The organism is Veillonella sp. ZSJB6, assembly GCF_051549505.1.
Taxonomy (GTDB): Bacteria; Bacillota; Negativicutes; order Veillonellales; family Veillonellaceae; genus Veillonella.
Genome location: NZ_JBPUGE010000004.1, coordinates 13,055 through 35,377, shown reverse-complemented (window position 1 = coordinate 35,377; position 22,323 = coordinate 13,055). Strand labels below are relative to the sequence as shown.

Below are 22,323 nucleotides of genomic sequence, written 5' to 3'. Positions count from 1 at the left end.
TATACTACAATTTAGTGGTCATAACTACCAAAATCATGTATAATTTTAAAGATATGAATGATGTGAAAGTTATATAATGAGACAAGGCTTTTACAAACGAAACAATAGAGGTGAACTATGACATTTTTAGAGGAAGTGCAACGTCGTCGTACGTTTGCTATCATATCTCACCCGGATGCGGGTAAAACTACATTAACAGAAAAATTACTTTTATATGGTGGTGCTATCCACTTAGCAGGGTCCGTTAAATCTCGTAAAACAGCAAAACACGCCGTATCTGACTGGATGGAAATCGAAAAGCAACGTGGTATCTCCGTAACAAGTTCTGTGTTGCAATTTGACTATGATGGTTGTCGCGTCAATATCCTAGACACCCCTGGTCACCAGGACTTTTCTGAAGATACATATCGTACCTTAATGGCTGCCGACAGTGCTGTCATGTTGATTGACGTAGCAAAAGGCGTCGAAGCACAAACGAAAAAACTATTTGCTGTATCTAAAGAGCGCGGTATTCCTATCTTTACATTTGTAAACAAGATTGACCATTTCGGTCGTAGCCCATTTGACTTGATGGAAGAAATCGAAAATGTTCTCGGCATTCGAACATGCCCTATGAACTGGCCAATTGGTATAAACGGTGAGTACAAAGGCGTATACGATAGAGAGCATGAAACCATCGAGCTTTTCGCAAAAGATGAAACACATGGTCAAGAAAAGTTAGCCTCTGAAAAAGGAGCTTTGACTGACCCTCGTATGAAAGAATTATTAGGTGATGACGTATACCAAGCATTGCTTGATGATATTGAATTATTAGACGTTGCTGGCGATCCATTCGATTTTGATAAGGTTCGTGCAGGCGAATTAACACCTATGTTCTTCGGTTCTGCTATGACTAACTTTGGGGTAAAACCATTCTTAGAAAAATTCTTAGAACTAGCTCCATCCCCTGCTCCACGACAAGCCGTGGAAGAAATGGTGCAACCTACGAGCGAAGACTTCTCCGCTTTAGTATTTAAAATTCAAGCGAATATGGACCCTAATCACCATGACCGCATCGTATTTATGCGTATCTGCTCTGGTAAATTCGAAAAGGGTATGTCCGTATTGCATCGCCAATCTAACAAAACGATTCGCTTGTCTCAGCCTCAACAATTCTTGGCTACCGAACGTACCATCGTAGAAGATGCATATCCTGGTGATATTATCGGTGTCTTTGATGCTTGCACAATGGGCGTAGGTGATACACTATGTGCACAAAAACACAAGGTAACATTTGGTGACTTCCCTGTGTTCCCACCAGAATTCTTCGCCCGCGTATCTCCAAAAGATACTATGAAACGTAAGCAATTCCAAAAAGGCATGACACAATTGGCTCAAGAAGGTGCAGTTCAAATCTTTGAACAACCAGGTGCCCTCGACTCCTTCGTAGTTGGTGCCGTAGGTATGCTTCAATTTGAAGTTTTAGAATACCGTTTAAAAAATGAATATGGTGTTGATTTATTAAATAATACATTGCCATACAGTGTTGCTCGTTGGATTGATGGTGAAGTAGATATTGCGTCTTTAAAAGGTGTAGATAATGCGATGATTGTTAAGGATAATCGCGATCGTACGGTAGTTCTTATCTCTAATGAATGGCAAATGGGTTGGGTTCAAGAGCGTAATCCTGATGTTACTTTCTTAACAACCCCAAAACTTCATCACGAACTATAGTATTGGCATTTATAGCTTATCTTTCTAAATCTATACTTCGCACTTCTAAATGCGAGATGTACTATGTAGCAGACAGCGGCTTAACTGCAAACCTCAATAGTTAAGCACACTATAAATCCTCAGATAATCACAACTGGAATATATTTCTCAATATATAAAAATTAGAAATATATTCCAGTTTATTTTTTTATAATAGGCAGGAGAATCACAGAATTTAGTCGAATACATATAGTATGATTATGTAGAGAAGTGATTTATACTATTACTTTCTCGTATTTTTGTATATAATATAAATATATTATAAATAGATATATATCTAATATAGATATATAAAACCTAATGGTTTTACTGTTGTTGTGAGTGTTGAAAATAAATAATATATAATTATTATGCCTTATATATTCTATAGTTTTTTTCGACCATTCATGATACCATAAAATATAAGTTTTATTTTTTATTTTAAAGGAGTGATTTTATGCCACTTATTGACTTAGCGTTAGTCAACGATGTATGGACATTGAAACTGTCCATGATCCAAACTGTAGGCCTCGCTGTAATCACGTTATTCATTGGTACTTGGATTAACAAACATTCCAAGTTCTTACAACGTATGTGTATGCCTGCACCAGCTGTAGGGGCTTTGCCATTCGCATTCTTAACTGCTATTCTTTCTTACTACAAGATTTTGAACATTACCTTTGAAGGTTCCCTACAAACATTCTTAATGCTTGCCTTCTTTACCACTATCGGTTTGATGGCTTCTTTGAAAGTCCTCAAAAAAGGCGGTATCTTCATTATCTTCTTCTTCCTCGCTTGTGCAGTATGGATTGTTGTACAAAATACAGCAGGTATTATGATTGCTAAAGCTTTAGGTATTGAACCAATCATCGGTATTATGGCTGGTTCCGTATCCATGATTGGTGGTCTTGGTACAGCTGGCGCCTTCGGTCCATATTATGAACAATTGCTTGGTATCCCTGGTACAGCATCCGCAGCGGTTGCAGCCGCAACATTCGGCATGGTAGCAGGTACAATTCTCGGTGCTCCTGTAGGTGAACGCATTATCAAAATGCACAAAGTTAAAACACCTTATGAAAATCCTGAGTTAATGGAAGATGAAGGCATCGACATGATCGAAGATCACGTTGAAAGTGGTGGCAAACAATTCAATTCCCAAGACCTTTTAACAATCTGTATGTGGATTGGCCTTGCTTTAGGTATCGGTACTATCGTAAGTGCTGGTTTGTCTATCTTAACTCCACTACCTGCATATATCGGTGCAATGATTTGTGCAGCTGTAATCCGTAACTTCGGTGACTTCACTAAAGCTTACAAAATCAACGATGCAGCTCTTGATGCAGTATCCAATGTAGCATTATCTCTATTCGTAACTATGGCTATCAATAGCTTGAAACTAGTTCAATTAATCGATCTTGCTTTACCACTTATTACAATCTTAGTTGCACAAATGGTACTTATCTGTGTATTTGCATACCTTATCTACTTCCTATTTGGTCGCAACTACGATGCAGTTATGCTTGGTTCTGGTGCCATCGGCTTCGGCTTAGGTGCTACACCAAATGCATTGGTTAATATGTTATCCTTAGCAAGTAAACATGGTCCATCCCCTCGTGCATGGCTTGTAGTTTCCTTGGTAGGTGCATTCTTAATCGACTTTGCTAATGCTTTCCTAATTACAACAATGGCTGGCATTCTTTACTAAATAAAAAGGACCCATTTGGGTCCTTTTTTTATGAAAAGAGCTTATTAGAATGATATGTTATCAATCTAATAAGCTATTTTTATATTACTCTATTTAATTAAGGCCGCCCATGCATTGGCTACATCAGCAAACTCTTGAAGGGTAAAAGTCTCCCCTCTTCGTTGCCCATCGATATTGGCTTTTGCTAATAGCTCTTCGATTCTGTCTTTTGATAAGCCCGTTGTTTTCATTGTATTAGCGAATGTTTTACGTCGTTGCGCAAAACCAGCTTTCACAACTCGGAAGAATAGTTTCTCGTCAATAACATCAACAGGAGGCTTGTCACGCAATACGCAGCGAATAACAGAACTCGTTACAGCTGGAGCCGGCAAGAAAGATTTAGGCGGTACATCAAGTACAATATTGGGCTCAGTATAGTACTGTACAGCTACAGATAGTGCACCATAATCCTTTGTACCTGGCTTAGCCACCATACGTAAGGCCACCTCTTTTTGCACCATTACAACAAGGCGTTCTATCGGTAATTTACTTTCCAATAGAGACATAATAATAGGTGTTGTAATATAGTATGGCAAATTAGCAACCACTTTAAATGGTTTATGGTTCATAATGGTTGGCACATCGAGTTTCAACACATCACCATGGACAATACGTACATTGTCATAAGAAGCCAAGGTAGTATCTAGAACCTCTAATAAGCGACGGTCTAATTCAATGGCAGTTACATCAGCACCACTTTGTGCTAACCCCTGTGTCAATGTGCCAATACCAGGACCTACCTCTAGTACAGGTTCACCAGGTGTTAATTCTGCAGCATGTACAATTTCGTCTACAATACCTCTCTTAATAAGAAAGTTCTGCCCTAATTTCTTACTCATTTTAATATCGAAGCGTTTACATATATAATGTACTACTTCAGGGCTTGCAATTACTGATTCTAACATCTTAACTCCTATTTTAACTATTTACAGCCTCTTCAAAAGCATCTCGACTTATACCATAGTGATTTAAACGGTATAAAAACTGTTTCCCATTGCCATAACCAATGCCTAACTTAGCCCCAATAACCGCACGGCGAGCAGCACTATCAGGCATACCTAATAACCCATGACGAACTAGATCTACCATAGAAAATTCGTTAGATGATTCCAAGGATTCTACATGTAATGTGGATAAAGCCTTTCTAATGGATTCTGGAGATGCTTGTTCTATGCCAATATCATCATTTGCAAACGCTTCATCACGAGGGACAAAAGCATGCTGTGCATTAGGGAATTTTTTTGTTAATACACGACGAATTCTCTCCCCTGCTGTATCAGGATCGGTTAATATGATAATACCTCGCTTTTCATAAGCTACACGAATCATATCAATAACACCTTTACGAAGTGTAAAACCCTCTGTAGCAATACAGTCTGCTTCTACGGCTTGTGCAATACGTTGTATATCAGATTTTCCTTCTACTACGATGACTTGTTTAAGCATAGGTCCTCCTTTATTCTATTAGTACATTGTAACATATATATAACATTGCTTAAATACTTATAATCGAGTAGTATAGGTAGTGTAATATATAAAAGGAGGCCATTATGACCTTACAACAATTAAAGTATGTCACAACAATTGCAAATATAGGCAGTATTAGTGAAGCTGCTAAGAGACTCTTCGTGTCTCAACCAAGTCTAACAAAGGCTATTAAGGAATTGGAAAAGGAAATGGGCATTACCATTTTCGACCGTACCAATAAAGGGATTACTGTTTCTAAAGAAGGGGAACGTTTCCTCGGCTATGCACGCCAAGTACTAGAGCAAGCCGCTTTATTGGAAGAGCAATATAAAAGCCAAAGCGGTGGTAAAAAACAATTCTCTGTTTCTACGCAACATTACTCCTTTGCGGTTAACGCCTTTGTAGAGCTTTTAAAAGGCGCAGGCATCGATCAATATGATGTATCCTTACGAGAAACTCAAACCTATGAGATTATTGATGACGTAGCTCATATGAAGAGTGAGATTGGATTGCTCTATTATAATGATTTTAATAGACCTGTACTAGAGAAATTAATTCACACTAATGAATTAACATTTACAGAGTTATTTACTGCACACCCACATATTTTCATAGGCAAAAACCATCCACTAGCTAATAAAAAGGTTGTATCTATGGACGAATTAGAGGAATATCCATATATCTCCTTTGAGCAAGGCGATCACAACTCTTTCTATTTCTCTGAAGAAATTTTTAGTACCGTTGTACGACCAAAACATATTCGTGTACGCGATAGAGCTTCCCTCTTTAGTTTATTGCTTGGTCTAGATGGATATACCGTATCTAGTGGTGTTATCGATGAAGAAGTAAATGGTGAGAATATTATCTCTGTTCCTCTCGCCGAAGAAGGTTTGATGCATATCGGTTACATTACCAATAACAAAATGCATCGCAGTCGTTTAGGGCAAGAATATATTCAAGCCTTAGAACAGTATGTAGGCAACTACGGTAGACATATTAAACTACCTGAAACAAAAGAATAATATTGTAGGATTCTTGATTATAGTTCAACTACTCTACATAATAGTGTAACTTTAAATAAAAGCACTCTCGATTTTGAACTGTACCTCGAAAAATTGTGTCCAATTTTTGGGGTGCAGTTCATTTAGAGAGTGCTTTTTAATATATGTAGGAAATCTAACTGCTAACAACTAAACCAAAGAAAAGCATAAGATAGAATAAGATATGCCACAACTGAGTTGATACTATATTACTTTTACATCTCGATATAACTGAAGCGCAAAAATAACTCTCTGATATAACTTAAAACTATATACAACATTAATATATTGATATTTTTATATATGCTCATCCTTAGTTATAATAAACCTATCGAATCTATCGGTTTTACCGTTTATATAAGGAGGATTATATATGTCCAAACAATTAGCACCATTTCATTTTGATATCGTAGGTTCCTTCCTACGCCCAGCAGAATTAAAAGAAGCTCGTGAAGCTTTTACAAAAGGAAATATTACAAGAGAAGAACTAACAGCTGTTGAAGATCGTCTTATTACAGACCTCATTCAAAAACAAAAAGCTGCAGGTCTTCCTGTTATTACTGATGGTGAATTCCGCCGTGCATACTGGCACTTAGATTTCATGTGGGGATTCAATGGCGTAAAAGAAATTGAACTTGAACACGGTTACAAATTCGTTGGTCAAGAAACTGCGCCAGGCTCCCTCGCCCTTACTGGTAAAATTACAGGTACTAACCATCCATTTGTAGAGCATTTCAAATTCGTAAAACAATTTGAAGATGAACATACCACAGCACGTCAAACAATTCCTGCGCCATCCCAATTCTTAGCCGAATTATTCCGCGAGGATAACGGTATTACAACACGCTCCTTCTACCCTGACTTAGAAGAATTAATTCAAGACATTGCTGCCGCATACCGTCAAGTAATTAAAGATCTCTATGAAGCAGGTTGCCGCAACATCCAATTTGATGATTGCACTTGGGGTATGTGCTGTGACCACGCTTACTGGACTGGTCGTCAAAAAGATAAAAGTGTTACTATTGAAGGCGAAACAGCTAAGTACCTACGCTTAAATAACTTAGCACTCGAAGGTCGCCCTCATGACTTAGCGTTCACAACCCATGTATGCCGTGGTAATTACAACTCTACTTGGGCTGCTAGTGGTGGTTATGAGCCAGTTGCACCAATTCTATTTGCTAAAGAAAATGTAGATGCATACTATCTAGAATTTGATGATGACCGCTCTGGTGGCTTTGAACCATTGCGTGAAGTATCTCCTAATAAAAAGGTCGTATTAGGTCTTATTACATCTAAACGCCCAGAATTAGAGGATAAAGAGGTTATCAAAGAACGTATCAAAGAAGCTACAAAATATATTCCTCTTGAAAGACTTTGCCTATCCCCTCAATGTGGCTTTGCATCTTGTGAAATCGGCAACCAATTGACCGAAGAGCAACAATGGGCTAAACTTGCATTAGTAAAAGAAATAGCTCACGAAGTTTGGGGTGATTAAATGAATGAACATACTATATATTTAGGGGGCGGTTGTTTCTGGGGCCTTCAAGGGTATATCAGAAAAATCTCTGGTGTGATTTCCACTGAAGTAGGCTATGCCAATGGTCCTACGGAAAATCCAAGTTATGAAGATGTCTGTCATGATAGCGGTCACGTGGAAGCGCTAAAGGTTAAATACGATGCAGATGTACTCTCCTTAGATCACTTAATTCAATACTTCTTACGCGCCATCGATCCATTCAGTATTAATAAACAAGGTGGCGATGTAGGCATTCAATATCGAACCGGTATTTACTATATAGAGAAATCCGATAAGGCTATTATTGAAAGTACCTTAGCTCGTGCTCAATCCTTCGAAGGTAAGCCATTTGCTATTGAAGTATTACCTCTATCTAACTACTATTCTGCAGAGGAATATCACCAAGATTACTTAGATAAAAACCCTAACGGTTATTGTCACATTCCACTAGGCCTATCTGATGAACCACTTGTAGATGACAACGCCTATAATAAACCTTCCGAGGAAGAGCTCAAGGCTTTATCTCCGCAAGAGTTCGAAGTTACACAAAACTCTGCTACAGATGCACCATTCAGTCATGAGTTAACTGATGAATTTAAAGCAGGTCTTTATGTAGATATCACTACGGGAGAACCCCTCTTCGTGTCCGCCCATAAATTTGAGTCTCACTGTGGTTGGCCTAGCTTCACAAAGCCAATCGCAAAGGATGTCATTAAATACTATCAAGATGACTCTCATGGCATGAATCGTATCGAAGTACGCAGCCGCATTGGTAATGCCCATTTAGGCCATGTATTTGAAGATGGTCCTAATGGTTCATTGCGCTACTGTATCAATGGATCATCTTTACGATTTATCCCTAAAGATGAATTAAAAGGTACAAAGTACGAATATCTAATTCCATATATCGAAGACTAAAAAAGGACGCCTTAATCATAAGGCGTCCTTTTACTATATCTATTGTGATTACTTACTTACTGAGCTAAGTAGGTCCAATAAAAAAGAGGATATATCTTATAGATATATCCTCTAAATCATCATATTAGTCCAATACGTACACTGTAACGTCTTGGCGACCAAAGTCCATAGCCTCACCATAAGAGTCCATTACAAGGTCAATTTTGTTACCCACAATGGCACCGCCTGTATCGGCAGCAATAGCTTCACCATAACCAGGGATAAATAAACGTGTACCCAATGGAATAACATCTGGGTCAACCGCTGCAATACCGCGTACTGCAGGTACACCCGTTGCCGTAATACCAGCACCATCACCATCGCCAGCAAGGTAAGCAGAAGCTTCCATTACGATAGCACGAGATGAGCGACCAGCAATATTACGAGATGTAGTCACTTCACGAGTACCTTCTTTAATAATAGTAGGTACCATTTCGCGTTGTGTTACTTTAGATACGTCATTAGTCTTAATAACCGTACCATTACTATATAATGTTTCACGTTGCACTCGTTCTAAACCAGGTTGACCAACTTGAACAACCTCTTCTTCACCTTGTGCCATTGTATCATCTTTTTGTCGAATTACTTGAATAGCAATTTCTTGATCTACAGTAGACAAGGATCGACTAGTTACTTGTGCAATTGTAATATGTGTACCACTTAATACAGAACCATTTGCATCGCCTACTACAGCGTAGTTAGGCATTTTGAAACCAAGTTCATTAGCAACGCCTTGTGCAGTTGTTTCTGTTGTGAAAACAGCTCTAGTCTTACCATTAACAGTTACATAAACTGGAATGGCACGTACAACAGTTAATGTTGTACCATTTTGAACAGATGTTGAGCTGGAAATAACTTTATCATTTGGATTTAATTTAACCCCAGCATCGCGTACGATACCTTCGTTAGAATTTAAATGTGTTCTAACAGTGTGTGCTGCACCATCTACCATAACGGTAACGGTTTTATCATTATAAGAAAAACCTGTCATAGTTACAGCTGTTACAATCAATCCAGCAACAACAGACGAAATATATCGTTTGTGTGTCTTATGAATTCTCATATTGTAATCCCTCCTGTAATGTAATTATTCTACTACAGATAGATATAACCTGTCAAACACCAAAGGTTAACAATAGGAGATAAACCTATGTAAATTCTGACTTTTTATTAATATAATTTTCTATATTTTTACAAAAAGTCCACTGCATACGTACATATCTATATTTTTTAATACTATACAATATATTCCGAATTGTGTACATATATACGATACCACTACCATATATAGTATGCTAGGATTTTTTATAACATAAATTGTATTTTTATGTGTTTTTCAATTGTTACCAAAATTTTCTACATATCAGAAAACTTCATTTTTATCTCATTTTTAAATATGTATACATGCAAAAAAGCCTGTAAAAACAGGCTTTTTCAGTATTATATAAATGTATTAAAATTCATCATTCAACACTATGTGTGAATTTCATCATTTATTCATCTTAAACATTGGTTGTAAACGCTCAATGACGGTCATCGATTCCTTGTGTTCTCCAGCAATAGCTTCTTTCATAAGTTCCTCTTGAGCAGAAATTGGATGTTCTCTATCATTAATTTTACGATACGAGCCATCTGCTCTCATAATATGAGCTTTTAAAGTATCTTCTAAATATAAATCTAAAATACCTTTAACGCGCTCCTTATGCCGTTTATCTTCAATAGGAATCATAAGTTCTACACGTTCATTTAAATTTCTCGGCATCCAGTCTGCACTAGATAGGAATAGACTTTCATTCCCCCCATTACGGAAATAGAATAAACGATGATGTTCTAAAAAACGCCCTACGACGGAACGAACCGTTATATTATCACTAACACCTGCAATGCCAGGCCGTAGTGTACAGATACCACGAACGATAAGATCAATACGAACACCTGTAGCAGAAGCTTCATATAGTTTAGCAATGACTTCTTTATCGAGCAAGGAATTCATTTTGCCAATGATATATGCCTCTTCTCCCTGTTTTGCGAATTCGATTTCACGGTCAATCAATTCCATTATCTTTTCCCGCAAATTTAAAGGGGCTACAATAAATTTATTCCAAATTGGAGGATCGGAATAACCAGAAATTAAATTGAAGAAGCGAGATGCATCGTCGCCATATTCGTCATTACATGTGAATATGCCACAATCCGTATACATTCGTGCTGTCTTGCCATTATAGTTACCTGTAGCTAGGTGAACATAACGCCTAATACCCGCATCTTCCCTGCGAACAACCATGGTAATCTTGGAGTGAGTTTTAAGTCCTTTCAAGCCATAAATAACATGGCAGCCAGCCTTTTCTAGACGGCGTGCCATATGAATATTATTTTCTTCATCAAACCGTGCTTTAACCTCCATAAGTACGGTTACTTGCTTGCCATTATCAGCTGCTTTTATAAGCGATGCTATAATAGGCGAATCGCCACTGACGCGATATAATGTTTGTTTAATAGCCAATACATCTGGATCCGTAGCTGCTTGTGCTATAAATTGTTCTACCACCGCAAAAGACTCAAAGGGATGGTGAACAAATAAGTCTTGCTTTCCAATGACAGAGAATAGACTTTCTCCTTCATGATCTACTAATTCACTAGGAAGTTTAGGTTCAAATGGAGCATAACGAAGATGATCTAGACCTGGATAATTGCAGAAATCAAAATACATACGACAATCAAGATGACCATCTATACGATATACATCCTTTGGCTCTAATTCAACACTGGTGAGTACAAAGTCTAACAGATTATCCTTTACATCACCACAAACCTCTAATCGTACCGCATCACCACGACGTCGACGACGCAAAGATGCTTCTACCTCAGAAAGCAAATCTGTTGCTTCTTCTTCATCAATTTCTAAATCCGCATCACGAGTTATACGGAACACCATAAAATCTTCTATACCATAACCTTGGAAGAATTGAATAGCATAGTAGGTAATCACATCCTCCAAATATACAAAGCGATGTTCCTTATTGCTACGGCTAGGTATTTCAATGATACGATTTAGTACAGACGGAATTGGTAAAATTGCGATTTTATAATCTTTTGTACCATCTGGCAATACTTGAAAAATACGTACAATGGCATTAATAGTATGGTTTGTTAAAAATGGAAATGGGTGTCCAGAGTCAACGGCTAGAGGAGTTACAACCGGGTAGATATGTTCTTCAAAATAGTGCCGTAACCAAGCCTTTGATTTTACGTCTAACTGATCTGGATAGGTAAAATAAAATCCATGAGATTCTAATTCACACAATACATTCTTTAAATATGTACTTTGCATCGATACGAGGCGCTGTACAGACTCATCAATAGCTTTTAGCTGTGCCTTAGCATCCATATGAGCCGCATCGTACTTAACAATGCCATTCACAACTTGATGACGTAATCCAGCCACACGAATCATAAAGAACTCATCTAAATTAGAGCTAGCAATAGCAATAAATCGAAGTCGTTCTAATAAAGGAGTATTAGTATCAATAGACTCTAATAAAACGCGCTGATTAAACTTTAACCAAGATAATTCACGGTTAAAATAATACTTTGCATTACTGAACATGACGATCCCCTCCCCTTACTAGTACAATTTCCATACCAAATACCTCTGTAAAATATTCCGAATCACGGTCAAAGGTCCACCATTCTAATGAAATATCCTCATTAGTACGACAGAATACATAAAGTACATTATCTCGTTCTTCTAATGTTACTTCAGAGATTTTTTGGTTACTACCTGCATCGAGTGCACAAGCAACCCGAATGATGGCTACCAGCTTGGTAACTTGAATTTTTTGTAATTCTGTTAATGCATTGAAATATGCGTCGTCATCATTTGGAGTTCCCTTGTAGTGGTAATACACAACATTAGCAACTACTTGTTTTTCTTCTTCTGAAAGGCCAAATATATCTGTCCCCATTACAATATGATACGCATGCTCTCCATGATTTCGTAAATTAACGAACTTGCCTACAGAACAAAGAATGGCTGCAATACGACATAGATAGCCCCACCGTTCTGGTAAACCTTTATGTCGCAATGCTTTACAGAATAAGGAGCTAAATAGCTCTACCTCGGCATCATGAATTCGGTCTGTATGATATCTTGCAGCAACAGCACGCGCTAACTGTGCATTTTGTTCACGCAATTGATACATAAACGGATTATTCTCGGTTTCCACACCGTAGAACCAACTAATGCCTTGAGAGAATGAAAAGCTACTGAAAATTAATGATTTAGGCTCTATGGCCGTAATGATTTCATTAAATAAAATCATGGTAGGCATTAAAATATTGGCCTTATATTCAGGTAATTTATAACGATTCATCAACTTGGTAGCTGTCACACCGTCAAAAGAATTGATAAGCCCTTTAAATCGTTCTGGTTCAATAGTAATAATGTCTTCTTTATTATTTTCTTGCCCCATTAAATGAGTCATATATTGCGCCTCATCACCAGATAAGACGATACTATTAATATTGAAAGTTTGTAATTCTTCACGAAGGGGGCCAATCATACGATGTAAGTATTCTGTAATAGCCCTTGGGAATGATATGGAAGATCGTTGATTTCGATTAAATGACTCCATAACCCGTAAGGACCCACTATGCATATTGCGTTGGAACAATAAATTCTCACCACGCCAAACCGTTAAGCCTACCCCACCAGATGTAATATCCAAGAATAATGTTGCCTTAGTAGGATCTGTCAGTTTATATTGATGCGTCATCTTGTAATATAACAAAGCATATTTGTAATATACCTCTTTCGGCATATCGATGACCTCAACGCGCATCCCCGTTTGAATATAGATTTGATCTAGAATACTACGACGATTAGCGGCTTCGCGTATTACGGTCGTACCATATAGTTTAGAACGACTCACGCCATAATCTGCCATTAATTGCTTATAACCTTTTAAAATATGACAGATTTCTTCAATTGTTTTAAAGCTCAAGCGAGATGTTTGAAATAATTCTTCCCCAAAGGTTACCTCCCGCGCCGCATAATCTATAACACGTACATCATCTATGCCTTTATATTCTAATATGGTAATACTCATGCTACTGGATCCCACATGTAGTACTGCATATCGTAATGTTTTTGGTAATGCCATTATGCCTCCTTACGAGATTCATGCCATTCTATTTCTAAGGATTTCTCGAATTCTTTTTTAAATGATTTTGAAAGTTTTTCTACCGCCGTTCTAGTGACACTCACATCGCGTCCTTCTAAATAGAACACTTTTATGACTACACTAGTGTATTTAATATTTACCTCTAACTGTTTGATAAATTGTTCATGGCTTTCATCAAGAGCCTCTGCAATCGCTAAAATAATAGAAAGCTTTTGACCTAATGAGCGTTGTTCTTGATCTAACAATTTACCATATAAGAAATTCTTATATTCCTTTGGCGTCAATCCATGAGAATTCATGACTAAGAATGCACTAAACGCCTGTTCAACATGAGAAATCCCATATAAATTACTATTGACGAGCATATAGCAGCCATGACGAGCATGACTATAATAATTAACTCGTTTACCTATATCATGCAACAGTCCCGCTGCAATCAAACATCGTCTAAAATTCTTATCGGCCTTATGGAGTGGCTCTAATGCATCATATAAAGTAGTAGCTAATTTCGTAATATACTTAGCATGCACGAGCTCATGCTTTGTCATACCTAATAGTACATTCTCTGCAGAATGAACTAGAATATCATCGATTATAGAATTTCCGCCTAAATAGTACTCACCGTAATAATCGTAGAATAAACCTTCACGCAAACCACAACCGCCTACAACAAGGGTCTTAGCATTTACATAGTTAAACAGCTCATCCACTATGGTGAGTCCTGCAATAATAATATCTGCACGTTCCGATGATAAGCCACTAATTTTTTTACGGGCCTCTAAGGATTTACCTTTTACATCTTCTAAGATTTCGTGAAATCTATGATATGGTAACTCATAGTTATGTAGTTTCGTAATGGGATATGATAACTTACGTTGATCTATTTTTGCAATATTACGAGCTGTACCGCCAATACCTAATAGAGGAAGCTTCACATTATGAAGCCAATAATGTTCCTTAATGGTTTTCTTTACAGCCTTCGTCATTTTTTCTAGTTCTTTAGGGGTATACTCATCGCCCTTTTGATAGGTTCCAGTTAAGGTAAGTGCCCCTATAGGTAGACTAACAGCTTTCACAATATGTCGATTTTTTACTAGCGTTACCTCTGTACTAGCACCGCCTAAGTCAAAAATAATAAAATCTTTAAGGCCAATCGTGTTGATAACCCCAAGGAATCCAAGGCGCGCCTCTTCTTCACCAGCAATACATTCTAAATCTAGACCTGTTCGTTCTTTTACGGCTTTAATAAAAGCATCCCCATTTTTAGCTAGACGTACTGCAGCCGTAGCAACAGCTTTTATGGTATCTACCTCCATAGCGTCAGCCATATGAACAAAGCCTTTTAAAGCACGCAGAGAGCGCTCCATTGCCTCATTTGTTAACTCATGAGTGCCCCACATATTTTCACTTAAGCGGACACTCTCTTTTTCTTGATATATGAGACGATAACTACCGGTCTTAGAAATCTCATAAATGACAAAACGAACGGAGTTGGATCCTAAATCTATAAATGCAATACGTTTCATGCTACTAACCTCGACTTACTATAGTTCAGTATGAATATACTTTAGTATACCATAGAAAAACGCGATTCTCACCGCTAAGGGAGAATCGCGTTTTATAATTTATGATTCTAATGATTCTGAATAGATATCCTAAGAATTAGAACAATGCCATTAGACGTTTACAATATTTTATTTACCAGCATTTATGTTGACTAACATCAAAATTATTCAATACCAAATACACGTTTACCATTATTATAAGTAATCTCACAGAACTCATCTACATCCATACCTTTAAGGCCAGCAATTTCCTCTGCTACAAACTGAGTCTTGCTTGGGTCATTGCGACGGCCTCTAAATGGTGGTGGTGTCAAATATGGTGAGTCTGTTTCAATAAGAATTCGATCTAATGGTACTTGTTTAGCCACTTCTTTAAGGTTTGTAGATTTAGGGAATACCACAGGGCCAGCAAAGGATATGTAGAATCCTAATTTAATAGCTTCTTTTGCCATTTCCCAGCTACCAGAATAACAGTGGAAAATACCCCAATTATCCTTACCTTCATTGCGCAAGATATTCATAATATCCCCATGTGCATCGCGGTCATGAATAATAATTGGTAAATCTACTTCACGAGCAAGCTCTAATTGACGAATGAATACGCGTTTTTGTGTTTCACGGTCAGAAAAATCATAGTAATAATCTAAGCCAATTTCACCGATTGCACGTACTTTATCATTATTAAGGGCTTGATCCTTATAGAACTCATAGTCTTCTTCTGTAAAATCTTTAGACTCATGAGGATGTGTACCTACAGCGGCATATAAACGATCATACTGTTCCGCCAAAGCTAGTCCTGATTCAACAGTACCTCGGTCGACCCCTGGAATCATAATGTATTCTACGCCTGCATCAAAGCAAGCTTGTAACATCTCATCACGGTCGTTGTCAAAACGACCGTCATTTACATGAGCATGGGAATCAAAGAGTTTCATTATTTAACCACACTTCCTGCTGGTAAAGATTCGATATTTGTTACCTCTAAATGTTCTTCCCAATCAGATGCAGATAGAATCATGCCATAAGACTCAATGCCCATCATCTTCTTAGGAGCCAAGTTAGCCAAGTAAATTACCTTTTTACCAACCATAGTTTCTGGTTCATAATATTGAGAGATACCGCTTAATACTGTGCGTTCTTCAATACCGATATCCAATACGAATTTCAATAATTTCTTGGACTTAGGAACCTTTTCACAGCTTACAACTTTTGCTACACGAAGATCTAATTTTTCAAAATCATCGTACGTAATGTTTTCTTTTAATGGTGGAATATTAGATGTGTCTACAGATTCTTCAACCTTCTCTTCCACAACAACTTCTACCATTTCAGGAATTTCAAAACGTGGGTAAATAGGATCACCTTTTACAACCTTTGTACCTGTTGGAATTAAGCCCCAGACTTTTGCATCCTCAAGAGTAGCATCTGTAAAGCCTACAAGTCCTAATTGGTCCCAGATTTTTGGAGCACCTACAGGGATAACAGGACTTACTAAGATTGCAATAATACGCAATGCTTCTGCCAAGTGATACATAGCAGATTGTAAGCGTTCTTTATCATGAGCATCTTCAGATTTAGCCAATACCCAAGGCATTGTTTCATCAATGTATTTATTCATGCGACCAATAAAGGCCCATACGGATTTAATCGCTTTATTAAGCTCCATATTTTCCATAGCCGCTTCAAAATCTTTTGCAGTTTGAACAGCTAGTGTAGATACATCGCGGTCCAAATCATCCATATCATCGCATTTTGTAATCACACCACCATGGTATTTTTCAATCATCGCAATGGTACGGTTCAACAAGTTACCCAAATCGTTAGATAAGTCGGCATTAATTTTTGTCACAAAGTTAGGCAATGTAAAGTTACCATCATTACCAAGTGTAATTTCACTCAATAAATAATAACGCAAGGAGTCTGCCCCATATGTATCGATCAATGGAATAGGATCGATAACATTGCCTAAAGATTTACTCATTTTAGTGCCGTCAACGATCATCCAACCGTGGCCAAATACCTTTTTAGGTAATGGCAATTCAAGACTCATGAGCATCATAGGCCAAATAATTGTATGGAAACGTACGATTTCCTTACCTACTAAGTGAAGATCTGCTGGCCAGTATTTTTTATATAATTCACCATCACCATCAAATGGAGAAAGTGCACTAATATAGTTTACCAATGCATCGAACCAAACATATACGACATGTTTAGGATCAAATGGTACCTTGATACCCCAGTCAAAGGATGTACGAGATACAGCTAAGTCTTCAAGTCCTTGTTTTACGAATTGGATCATTTCGTTACGACGAGATTCAGGTTGAATAAAATCAGGGTTTTCTTCGATAAATTTCAACCATTGATCTGTATATTTAGCGAGTTTAAAGAAGTAGCTTTCCTCTTTAACCTTTTCTACAGGACGACCACAATCTGGGCATGTATGATTTTCACCTAGCTTTTGCTCAGTCCAGAATGTTTCACAAGGTGTACAATACCAACCTTCATACTCAGCCTTGTAAATATCGCCTTTTTCATACGCTTTAGTGAAAAGCTCTTGTACTACCTTCTCATGGCGTTCATCAGTAGTACGAATGAAGTCATCGTTGGAAATATGCATTTTTTCCCACAATGCTTTAAAGCCGTTTACGATATTTGTAGTATATTCAAGAGGTGTAATACCTTGTGCTTCTGCAGCGCGTTGAATTTTTTGACCGTGTTCATCAGAACCAGTTAAGAAACGCACATCATAGCCAGCTAAGCGTTTAAAGCGCGCAATTGTATCGGCTACAGATGTACAATAGGTATGACCAATGTGCAACTTAGCACTTGGATAATAAATTGGTGTCGTAATATAATACGTTTTTTTTGTGTCTCCCATGATGAGTCTCCTTCTAACCTTCGAATGGGAAGGTTTAACGTTCTACAATATTATATACATCCCGGCGGGAAACGTTAAAACGTTTTGCCACCTGGCGAATTGCTTCTTTCTTAGGTATCCCTGTATCTACAAGGGCTTGTACAGCATCTACATACGATACTGGTTCACCCGAAACTTCACTAGTATCGGACTCAATCGTATCAGCGCCACCTACGATGAGAACAAATTCCCCTTTATAGGTGAGCTGATCCAAATCATTTACAAGGTTTTCCAAATCGGTGCGCACAAAGGTTTCAAACTTCTTCGTCAATTCCCTTGCCACCGTTATGGATCGATTCCCAAAGGCTTCATACATATCTTGTAAGACCTCTTGCAATCGGTGGGGTGCTTCATAAAACATCAAGGTCCCCGTTACTTGTGAAAGTCGTTGTAATTCTTCAACTCGATGTTTACCCCGCTTCGGTAAGAAACCTGCAAAAGTAAAGGATTTAGTATCTAAGCCAGATGCAATGAGTGCGGTCAGTGCCGCATTAGCACCAGGCAATGGTACTACCGTTATGTCTTTTTCAATAGCCTTCGTTACTAGGTCAGCCCCTGGATCAGATATAGCAGGCATACCCGCATCACTAACGCAAGCAATGGACTGGCCTTCTAATAAAAGCTCCATAATATAAGTACCCTTTTCTTCCTTATTATGTTCATGATACGAAATCAAAGGCTTCTTAATATCAAAATGTTTTAATAATATACCTGTATGACGCGTATCTTCGGCAGCGATAGCATCTACTTCGCCCAAGATACGAACTGCGCGATACGTCATATCTTCTAAATTACCAATCGGGGTAGGCACCAAGTATAAGGTGCCCCATTCGTTATCGTTCATACCAAGAGGACACCTCCTTTGTGTACACATTTGGTTTCTCATAAACGATGAGTGGTGGTTCTAATACAAGGCCAGCTTTACCTTGATAGAGAGCCTCTATTAATACGAGTTTCGCCGGTTTATCTACCAAACCGTGGATAAACCGAATGCGCTTAGCTTGAAAGTTAGCTGCTTCCAGTTCATGTAGCACATATTGGAGGCGACTAGCACTATAAATCATCCACAAGCGCCCCTTGCACTTAATAAAGGACTGTACAGCCTTCAAAACATCTTCTAAGGTTGTATGTTCATCATGAAGTGCTACAGTCCGCTCTTCAGATGTAGGTTTTGCACCACTTTCACAATCATAGAAGGGAGGATTTACAATAACACCGTCAAAGGGTTTATCTTGTACATCCCGGTACGACATGTGCCGATAATCGCCACATACCATAGTTACCATATCTTGTTTATGATTGTGCGCTACACTGCGCTGAGCTAACTCGATAAGAGTTTTATTAATATCAATACCCGTTATGTGGCCTGCCCCTAAGGACGTACCTATGAGCGGCATAACACCTGTTCCCGTGCCAAGGTCAACATAGGATTTACGACCATTGAAACGGCAAAAGTGAATGAGTGCAATGGCATCAAAGGAAAAGCGAAACATATCCGTCCGTTGATAAATTTGTAAGCCATCGATAATTAAATCATCAAGTCGTTCTTGATCATTCATCAGGCAATGCCACCTCGGACCATTTCAAATCGATAGTACGGCCTGCTTCGAGCTGTACCTTCACTGTATGTTTATGGTGATTTACCTTTAAGACCTTACCAATACCTTCATCGGTAACGACCTCTTTACCAATCCCAGGAGGTGCTACATCTTGAGGAGCTTGAGGTCGTTCCTTCTTAACATATAGGTCGCCACCCTTTTTATATAAATCATCTTCATAGTTAAGGCAGCACATCAAGCGACCACATACACCAGAAATTTTCGTAGGATTTAGGCTCAAATTTTGATCCTTAGCCATACGAATTGATACTGGTGTGAAATCACCTAAGAAATTAGAACAGCATAACGGTCGACCACAAGCGCCGATACCATTTAGAACCTTAGCCTCATCTCGAACGCCTACTTGGCGTAACTCAATACGTGTTCTAAATACGGTGGCTAAATCCTTAACAAGCTCACGGAAGTCGATACGACCATCCGCTGTAAAGAAGAATATAATTTTATTCATATCAAATGTGTATTCCACATTGATAAGTTTCATAGGTAACTTACGTTTACCAATTTTTTCGAGACAAATTTCAAAGGCTTTTTCTTCCCGTTCTTTATTCTTCTCGATTTGTTTTAAATCTTTTGGTGTTGCCTTTCTAATAACAGGCTTAACAGGAGCTACAACAGTGTCTTCAAAGACCTCTTTAGGTCCGATCACAACAGTACCGTATTCGACGCCACGTGCCGTCTCAACGATAACCCCATCACCAACGGATAGTTCTAATTGTTCAGGCAGAAAATAGTAAATCTTCCCTGCTTTTTTAAAGCGTACGCCAACTATGGTTAGCATTTAGTCCTCCTCCCGAGCATCATGAAGGGCGATACAAAGACCGTCCACCACGAGAGCGGTTTTTATATGTAAACGCAAAGCCCGTTCTGCTTGCAATGTTTCGGTAATAACCTTAGCCAATGCTTGCATAGACCAGCGCGGTAATAATCGTAATAATTGAGTTTTGTACATAGGTACTTGTAATTGTCCATCTTGTGCACCCATCTTAAGAGCCATCATATCTCTACTTACAAGGCGCAACCAGTGCATCAACTCTGTTAGGCTTTCACGAGGCAAATTTTCACAAGCTAAGGAAATCATAGAAAACCATCGCGTTTCAAAGGCAAGGGTGTCCATTACCTTAACCGCTAACTCAAGCATTTCAATGCGACCTTGCGTAGCCAATTTTTCTACTAACTGCGGATTACCATGACCGGCTAATAAAGCTTGTTCAATATCACCTGTGATGCCACGCTCTACGAGGGCTGTGCGAATTGTATCTACATCAACACTGTTAAAGCCTACGCCCATACATCTTGAAATGATGGTTGGTAATACAGTATTAATCTTGTTCGTAATAATAATGAAATATACCTGCTCAGGCGGTTCTTCAATAGTTTTTAGCATAGCATTTGCCATGACTGCATTGGCCGTGTGAAAGTCCTCCACAATGACAACACGGTTACCATTACCCGCTACTGACAGATGATCTTGCAATAATGAATACCACTGCTCTACCTTTAGTATCGTCTTCATAGGGCGAATCCAAAAGGCATCCCCCTTATCCATATAGATAGGTAAACCTTCTGCTTCGATGCGTTTTTCCGTCTCACCATTGGCAAGACGTGCTTCTTTTACATCTGCTAAATACGCTTCTCCCTTTGGTTGAGAAAATACTTGGCGCCCCAACAATAGAGACGCTAGACCTATGGCCATATCTAGCTTACCAAGACCTGCTTCACCATAAAACAAAAGGCTATGCGGTAATGCATTACGACTTACAAGTTCCGATAGGTGTGCCTTGATCGAATCTTGACCAATTATAGAATCAAAATATGTCATAGCCCCTCCTATCAATACATGCTCAATATTAATATTATATAAGAAAAAGGCGACTTTTAAAAGAGTCGCCCTATCCTAAGGTAGTAGATTTACTACTGCTTGATATACATCGTTATGAATATCTTCTATGGTACGTAACCCATATTGACCAGCACCATCTTTAATAGCACATGGAATACGGTGCCATTGATAGCGTTCTACTAGCTCTTCATAAGCATCGTGAACAGCTACTAAATACTGATGATTTCCTTCATGAATATCCCCTGTATTACCTCCCGTTTTACCAGTGCGCTCTGCCATAAGGGCTTCACTCACTTCAAGAGGCATATCTAAGAGACATACTGCATCAGGTGTAGGCAAGCCGAATTTATTAAACTCAAAGTCTTCAAGCCAATCTAAAAATGCAGTACGTTCCTTCTGATCGTCGTATTTTACCATTTGGTGCACCATATTAGATGTTGTATAACGATCTGCAATGATGATGCCACCATTTGTATAGAACTCTTCCCAGTCAGTTCTAAACGAAGCAAAGCGATCGATAGCGTACATGGAGCTTGCCACATAAGGATTTACATCATGCACATCTTTGCCAAATTCTCCAGCTAGATACATTTTTATAGGCATAGCAGCACCGCTATCATAATTCGGGAAACTTACAGATTTAACTGCATGACCTTCCTTGGTTAATCGCTCTACTAATAGTTTAGTTTGTGTAGCCTTACCGCTGCCATCTCCACCTTCTAGTATGATTAAAGTCCCCAT

Annotated in this window: 18 protein-coding genes; 5 read left to right on the top strand and 13 right to left on the bottom strand. The window is 38.4% G+C overall.

The genetic code is table 11. The features are described from left to right. Positions 1-117: 117 nt before the first annotated feature. Complete coding sequence (locus tag ACSV5T_RS06235; protein WP_438320530.1) at positions 118-1,713, top strand: peptide chain release factor 3; 1,596 nt, start codon at positions 118-120, stop codon at positions 1,711-1,713. A gap of 475 nt (positions 1,714-2,188) precedes the next feature. After that, positions 2,189-3,436, top strand: a complete 1,248-nt coding sequence (locus ACSV5T_RS06230) for a sodium/glutamate symporter (protein WP_005387098.1) — start codon at positions 2,189-2,191, stop codon at positions 3,434-3,436. A gap of 89 nt (positions 3,437-3,525) precedes the next feature. On the opposite strand, the gene rsmA is transcribed toward ACSV5T_RS06230, so the two are convergent. After that, positions 3,526-4,380 (bottom strand): 16S rRNA (adenine(1518)-N(6)/adenine(1519)-N(6))-dimethyltransferase RsmA, encoded by an 855-nt coding sequence (gene rsmA, locus ACSV5T_RS06225; RefSeq protein WP_213467023.1) that lies wholly within the window; start codon positions 4,378-4,380, stop codon positions 3,526-3,528. Between the two features lie 13 nt (positions 4,381-4,393). After that, entirely contained in the window at positions 4,394-4,921 is a 528-nt protein-coding gene (gene rnmV, locus ACSV5T_RS06220; RefSeq protein WP_438320528.1) for a ribonuclease M5, read from the bottom strand. Positions 4,922-5,025: 104 nt separating this feature from the next. Here rnmV and ACSV5T_RS06215 point away from each other — a divergent pair, with 104 nt between their 5' ends. The 3 genes from ACSV5T_RS06215 to msrB all read left to right on the top strand — a co-directional run bounded on the left by ACSV5T_RS06215 (position 5,026) and on the right by msrB (position 8,416). Beyond that, positions 5,026-5,964, top strand: coding sequence for a LysR family transcriptional regulator (locus ACSV5T_RS06215; RefSeq protein ID WP_227721494.1), 939 nt, complete (start codon positions 5,026-5,028; stop codon positions 5,962-5,964). Positions 5,965-6,355: 391 nt separating this feature from the next. Next, entirely contained in the window at positions 6,356-7,477 is a 1,122-nt protein-coding gene (locus tag ACSV5T_RS06210) for a 5-methyltetrahydropteroyltriglutamate--homocysteine S-methyltransferase (RefSeq protein ID WP_005387106.1), read from the top strand. Next, complete coding sequence (gene msrB, locus ACSV5T_RS06205) at positions 7,478-8,416, top strand: peptide-methionine (R)-S-oxide reductase MsrB (RefSeq protein WP_119207307.1); 939 nt, start codon at positions 7,478-7,480, stop codon at positions 8,414-8,416. 124 nt (positions 8,417-8,540) lie between these two features. Here the strand turns inward: msrB and ACSV5T_RS06200 are convergent, their stop codons facing one another. The 11 genes from ACSV5T_RS06200 to ACSV5T_RS06150 form a co-directional block, all read right to left on the bottom strand. Further along, complete coding sequence (locus tag ACSV5T_RS06200; protein WP_005387109.1) at positions 8,541-9,518, bottom strand: 3D domain-containing protein; 978 nt, start codon at positions 9,516-9,518, stop codon at positions 8,541-8,543. A gap of 426 nt (positions 9,519-9,944) precedes the next feature. Next, positions 9,945-12,062 (bottom strand): polyphosphate kinase 1, encoded by a 2,118-nt coding sequence (ppk1, locus tag ACSV5T_RS06195; protein WP_346660812.1) that lies wholly within the window; start codon positions 12,060-12,062, stop codon positions 9,945-9,947. Continuing rightward, on the bottom strand, positions 12,052-13,617 hold the full coding sequence (locus ACSV5T_RS06190) for a Ppx/GppA phosphatase family protein (RefSeq protein WP_005387114.1): 1,566 nt from the start codon (positions 13,615-13,617) through the stop codon (positions 12,052-12,054). The genes ppk1 and ACSV5T_RS06190 overlap by 11 nt, the downstream gene beginning before the upstream one ends. Next, positions 13,617-15,164, bottom strand: a complete 1,548-nt coding sequence (ppx, locus tag ACSV5T_RS06185; protein ID WP_346660811.1) for an exopolyphosphatase — start codon at positions 15,162-15,164, stop codon at positions 13,617-13,619. Before ppx ends, ACSV5T_RS06190 begins: the two co-directional genes overlap by 1 nt. 203 nt (positions 15,165-15,367) lie before the next feature. Further along, a complete protein-coding gene (locus ACSV5T_RS06180) occupies positions 15,368-16,138 on the bottom strand; it encodes a TatD family hydrolase (RefSeq protein WP_119206850.1) in 771 nt (256 codons plus the stop codon). Beyond that, positions 16,138-18,084: a methionine--tRNA ligase gene (metG, locus tag ACSV5T_RS06175; protein WP_119206852.1), complete on the bottom strand. Its 1,947-nt coding sequence runs from the start codon at positions 18,082-18,084 to the stop codon at positions 16,138-16,140. The genes ACSV5T_RS06180 and metG overlap by 1 nt, the downstream gene beginning before the upstream one ends. Before the next feature lie 34 nt (positions 18,085-18,118). After that, a complete protein-coding gene (gene rsmI / locus ACSV5T_RS06170) occupies positions 18,119-18,967 on the bottom strand; it encodes a 16S rRNA (cytidine(1402)-2'-O)-methyltransferase (RefSeq protein WP_119206854.1) in 849 nt (282 codons plus the stop codon). After that, positions 18,957-19,682, bottom strand: a complete 726-nt coding sequence (locus ACSV5T_RS06165; protein ID WP_346661018.1) for a tRNA1(Val) (adenine(37)-N6)-methyltransferase — start codon at positions 19,680-19,682, stop codon at positions 18,957-18,959. Before ACSV5T_RS06165 ends, rsmI begins: the two co-directional genes overlap by 11 nt. Beyond that, the gene (locus ACSV5T_RS06160) at positions 19,675-20,520 is read right to left on the bottom strand and encodes a PSP1 domain-containing protein (RefSeq protein ID WP_119206858.1); all 846 of its coding nucleotides are present in this window, start codon (positions 20,518-20,520) and stop codon (positions 19,675-19,677) included. Before ACSV5T_RS06160 ends, ACSV5T_RS06165 begins: the two co-directional genes overlap by 8 nt. Further along, positions 20,521-21,561: an ATP-binding protein gene (locus ACSV5T_RS06155; RefSeq protein ID WP_438320525.1), complete on the bottom strand. Its 1,041-nt coding sequence runs from the start codon at positions 21,559-21,561 to the stop codon at positions 20,521-20,523. It abuts the gene before it with no gap. 75 nt (positions 21,562-21,636) lie between these two features. Beyond that, complete coding sequence (locus ACSV5T_RS06150; RefSeq protein ID WP_438320524.1) at positions 21,637-22,323, bottom strand: dTMP kinase; 687 nt, start codon at positions 22,321-22,323, stop codon at positions 21,637-21,639.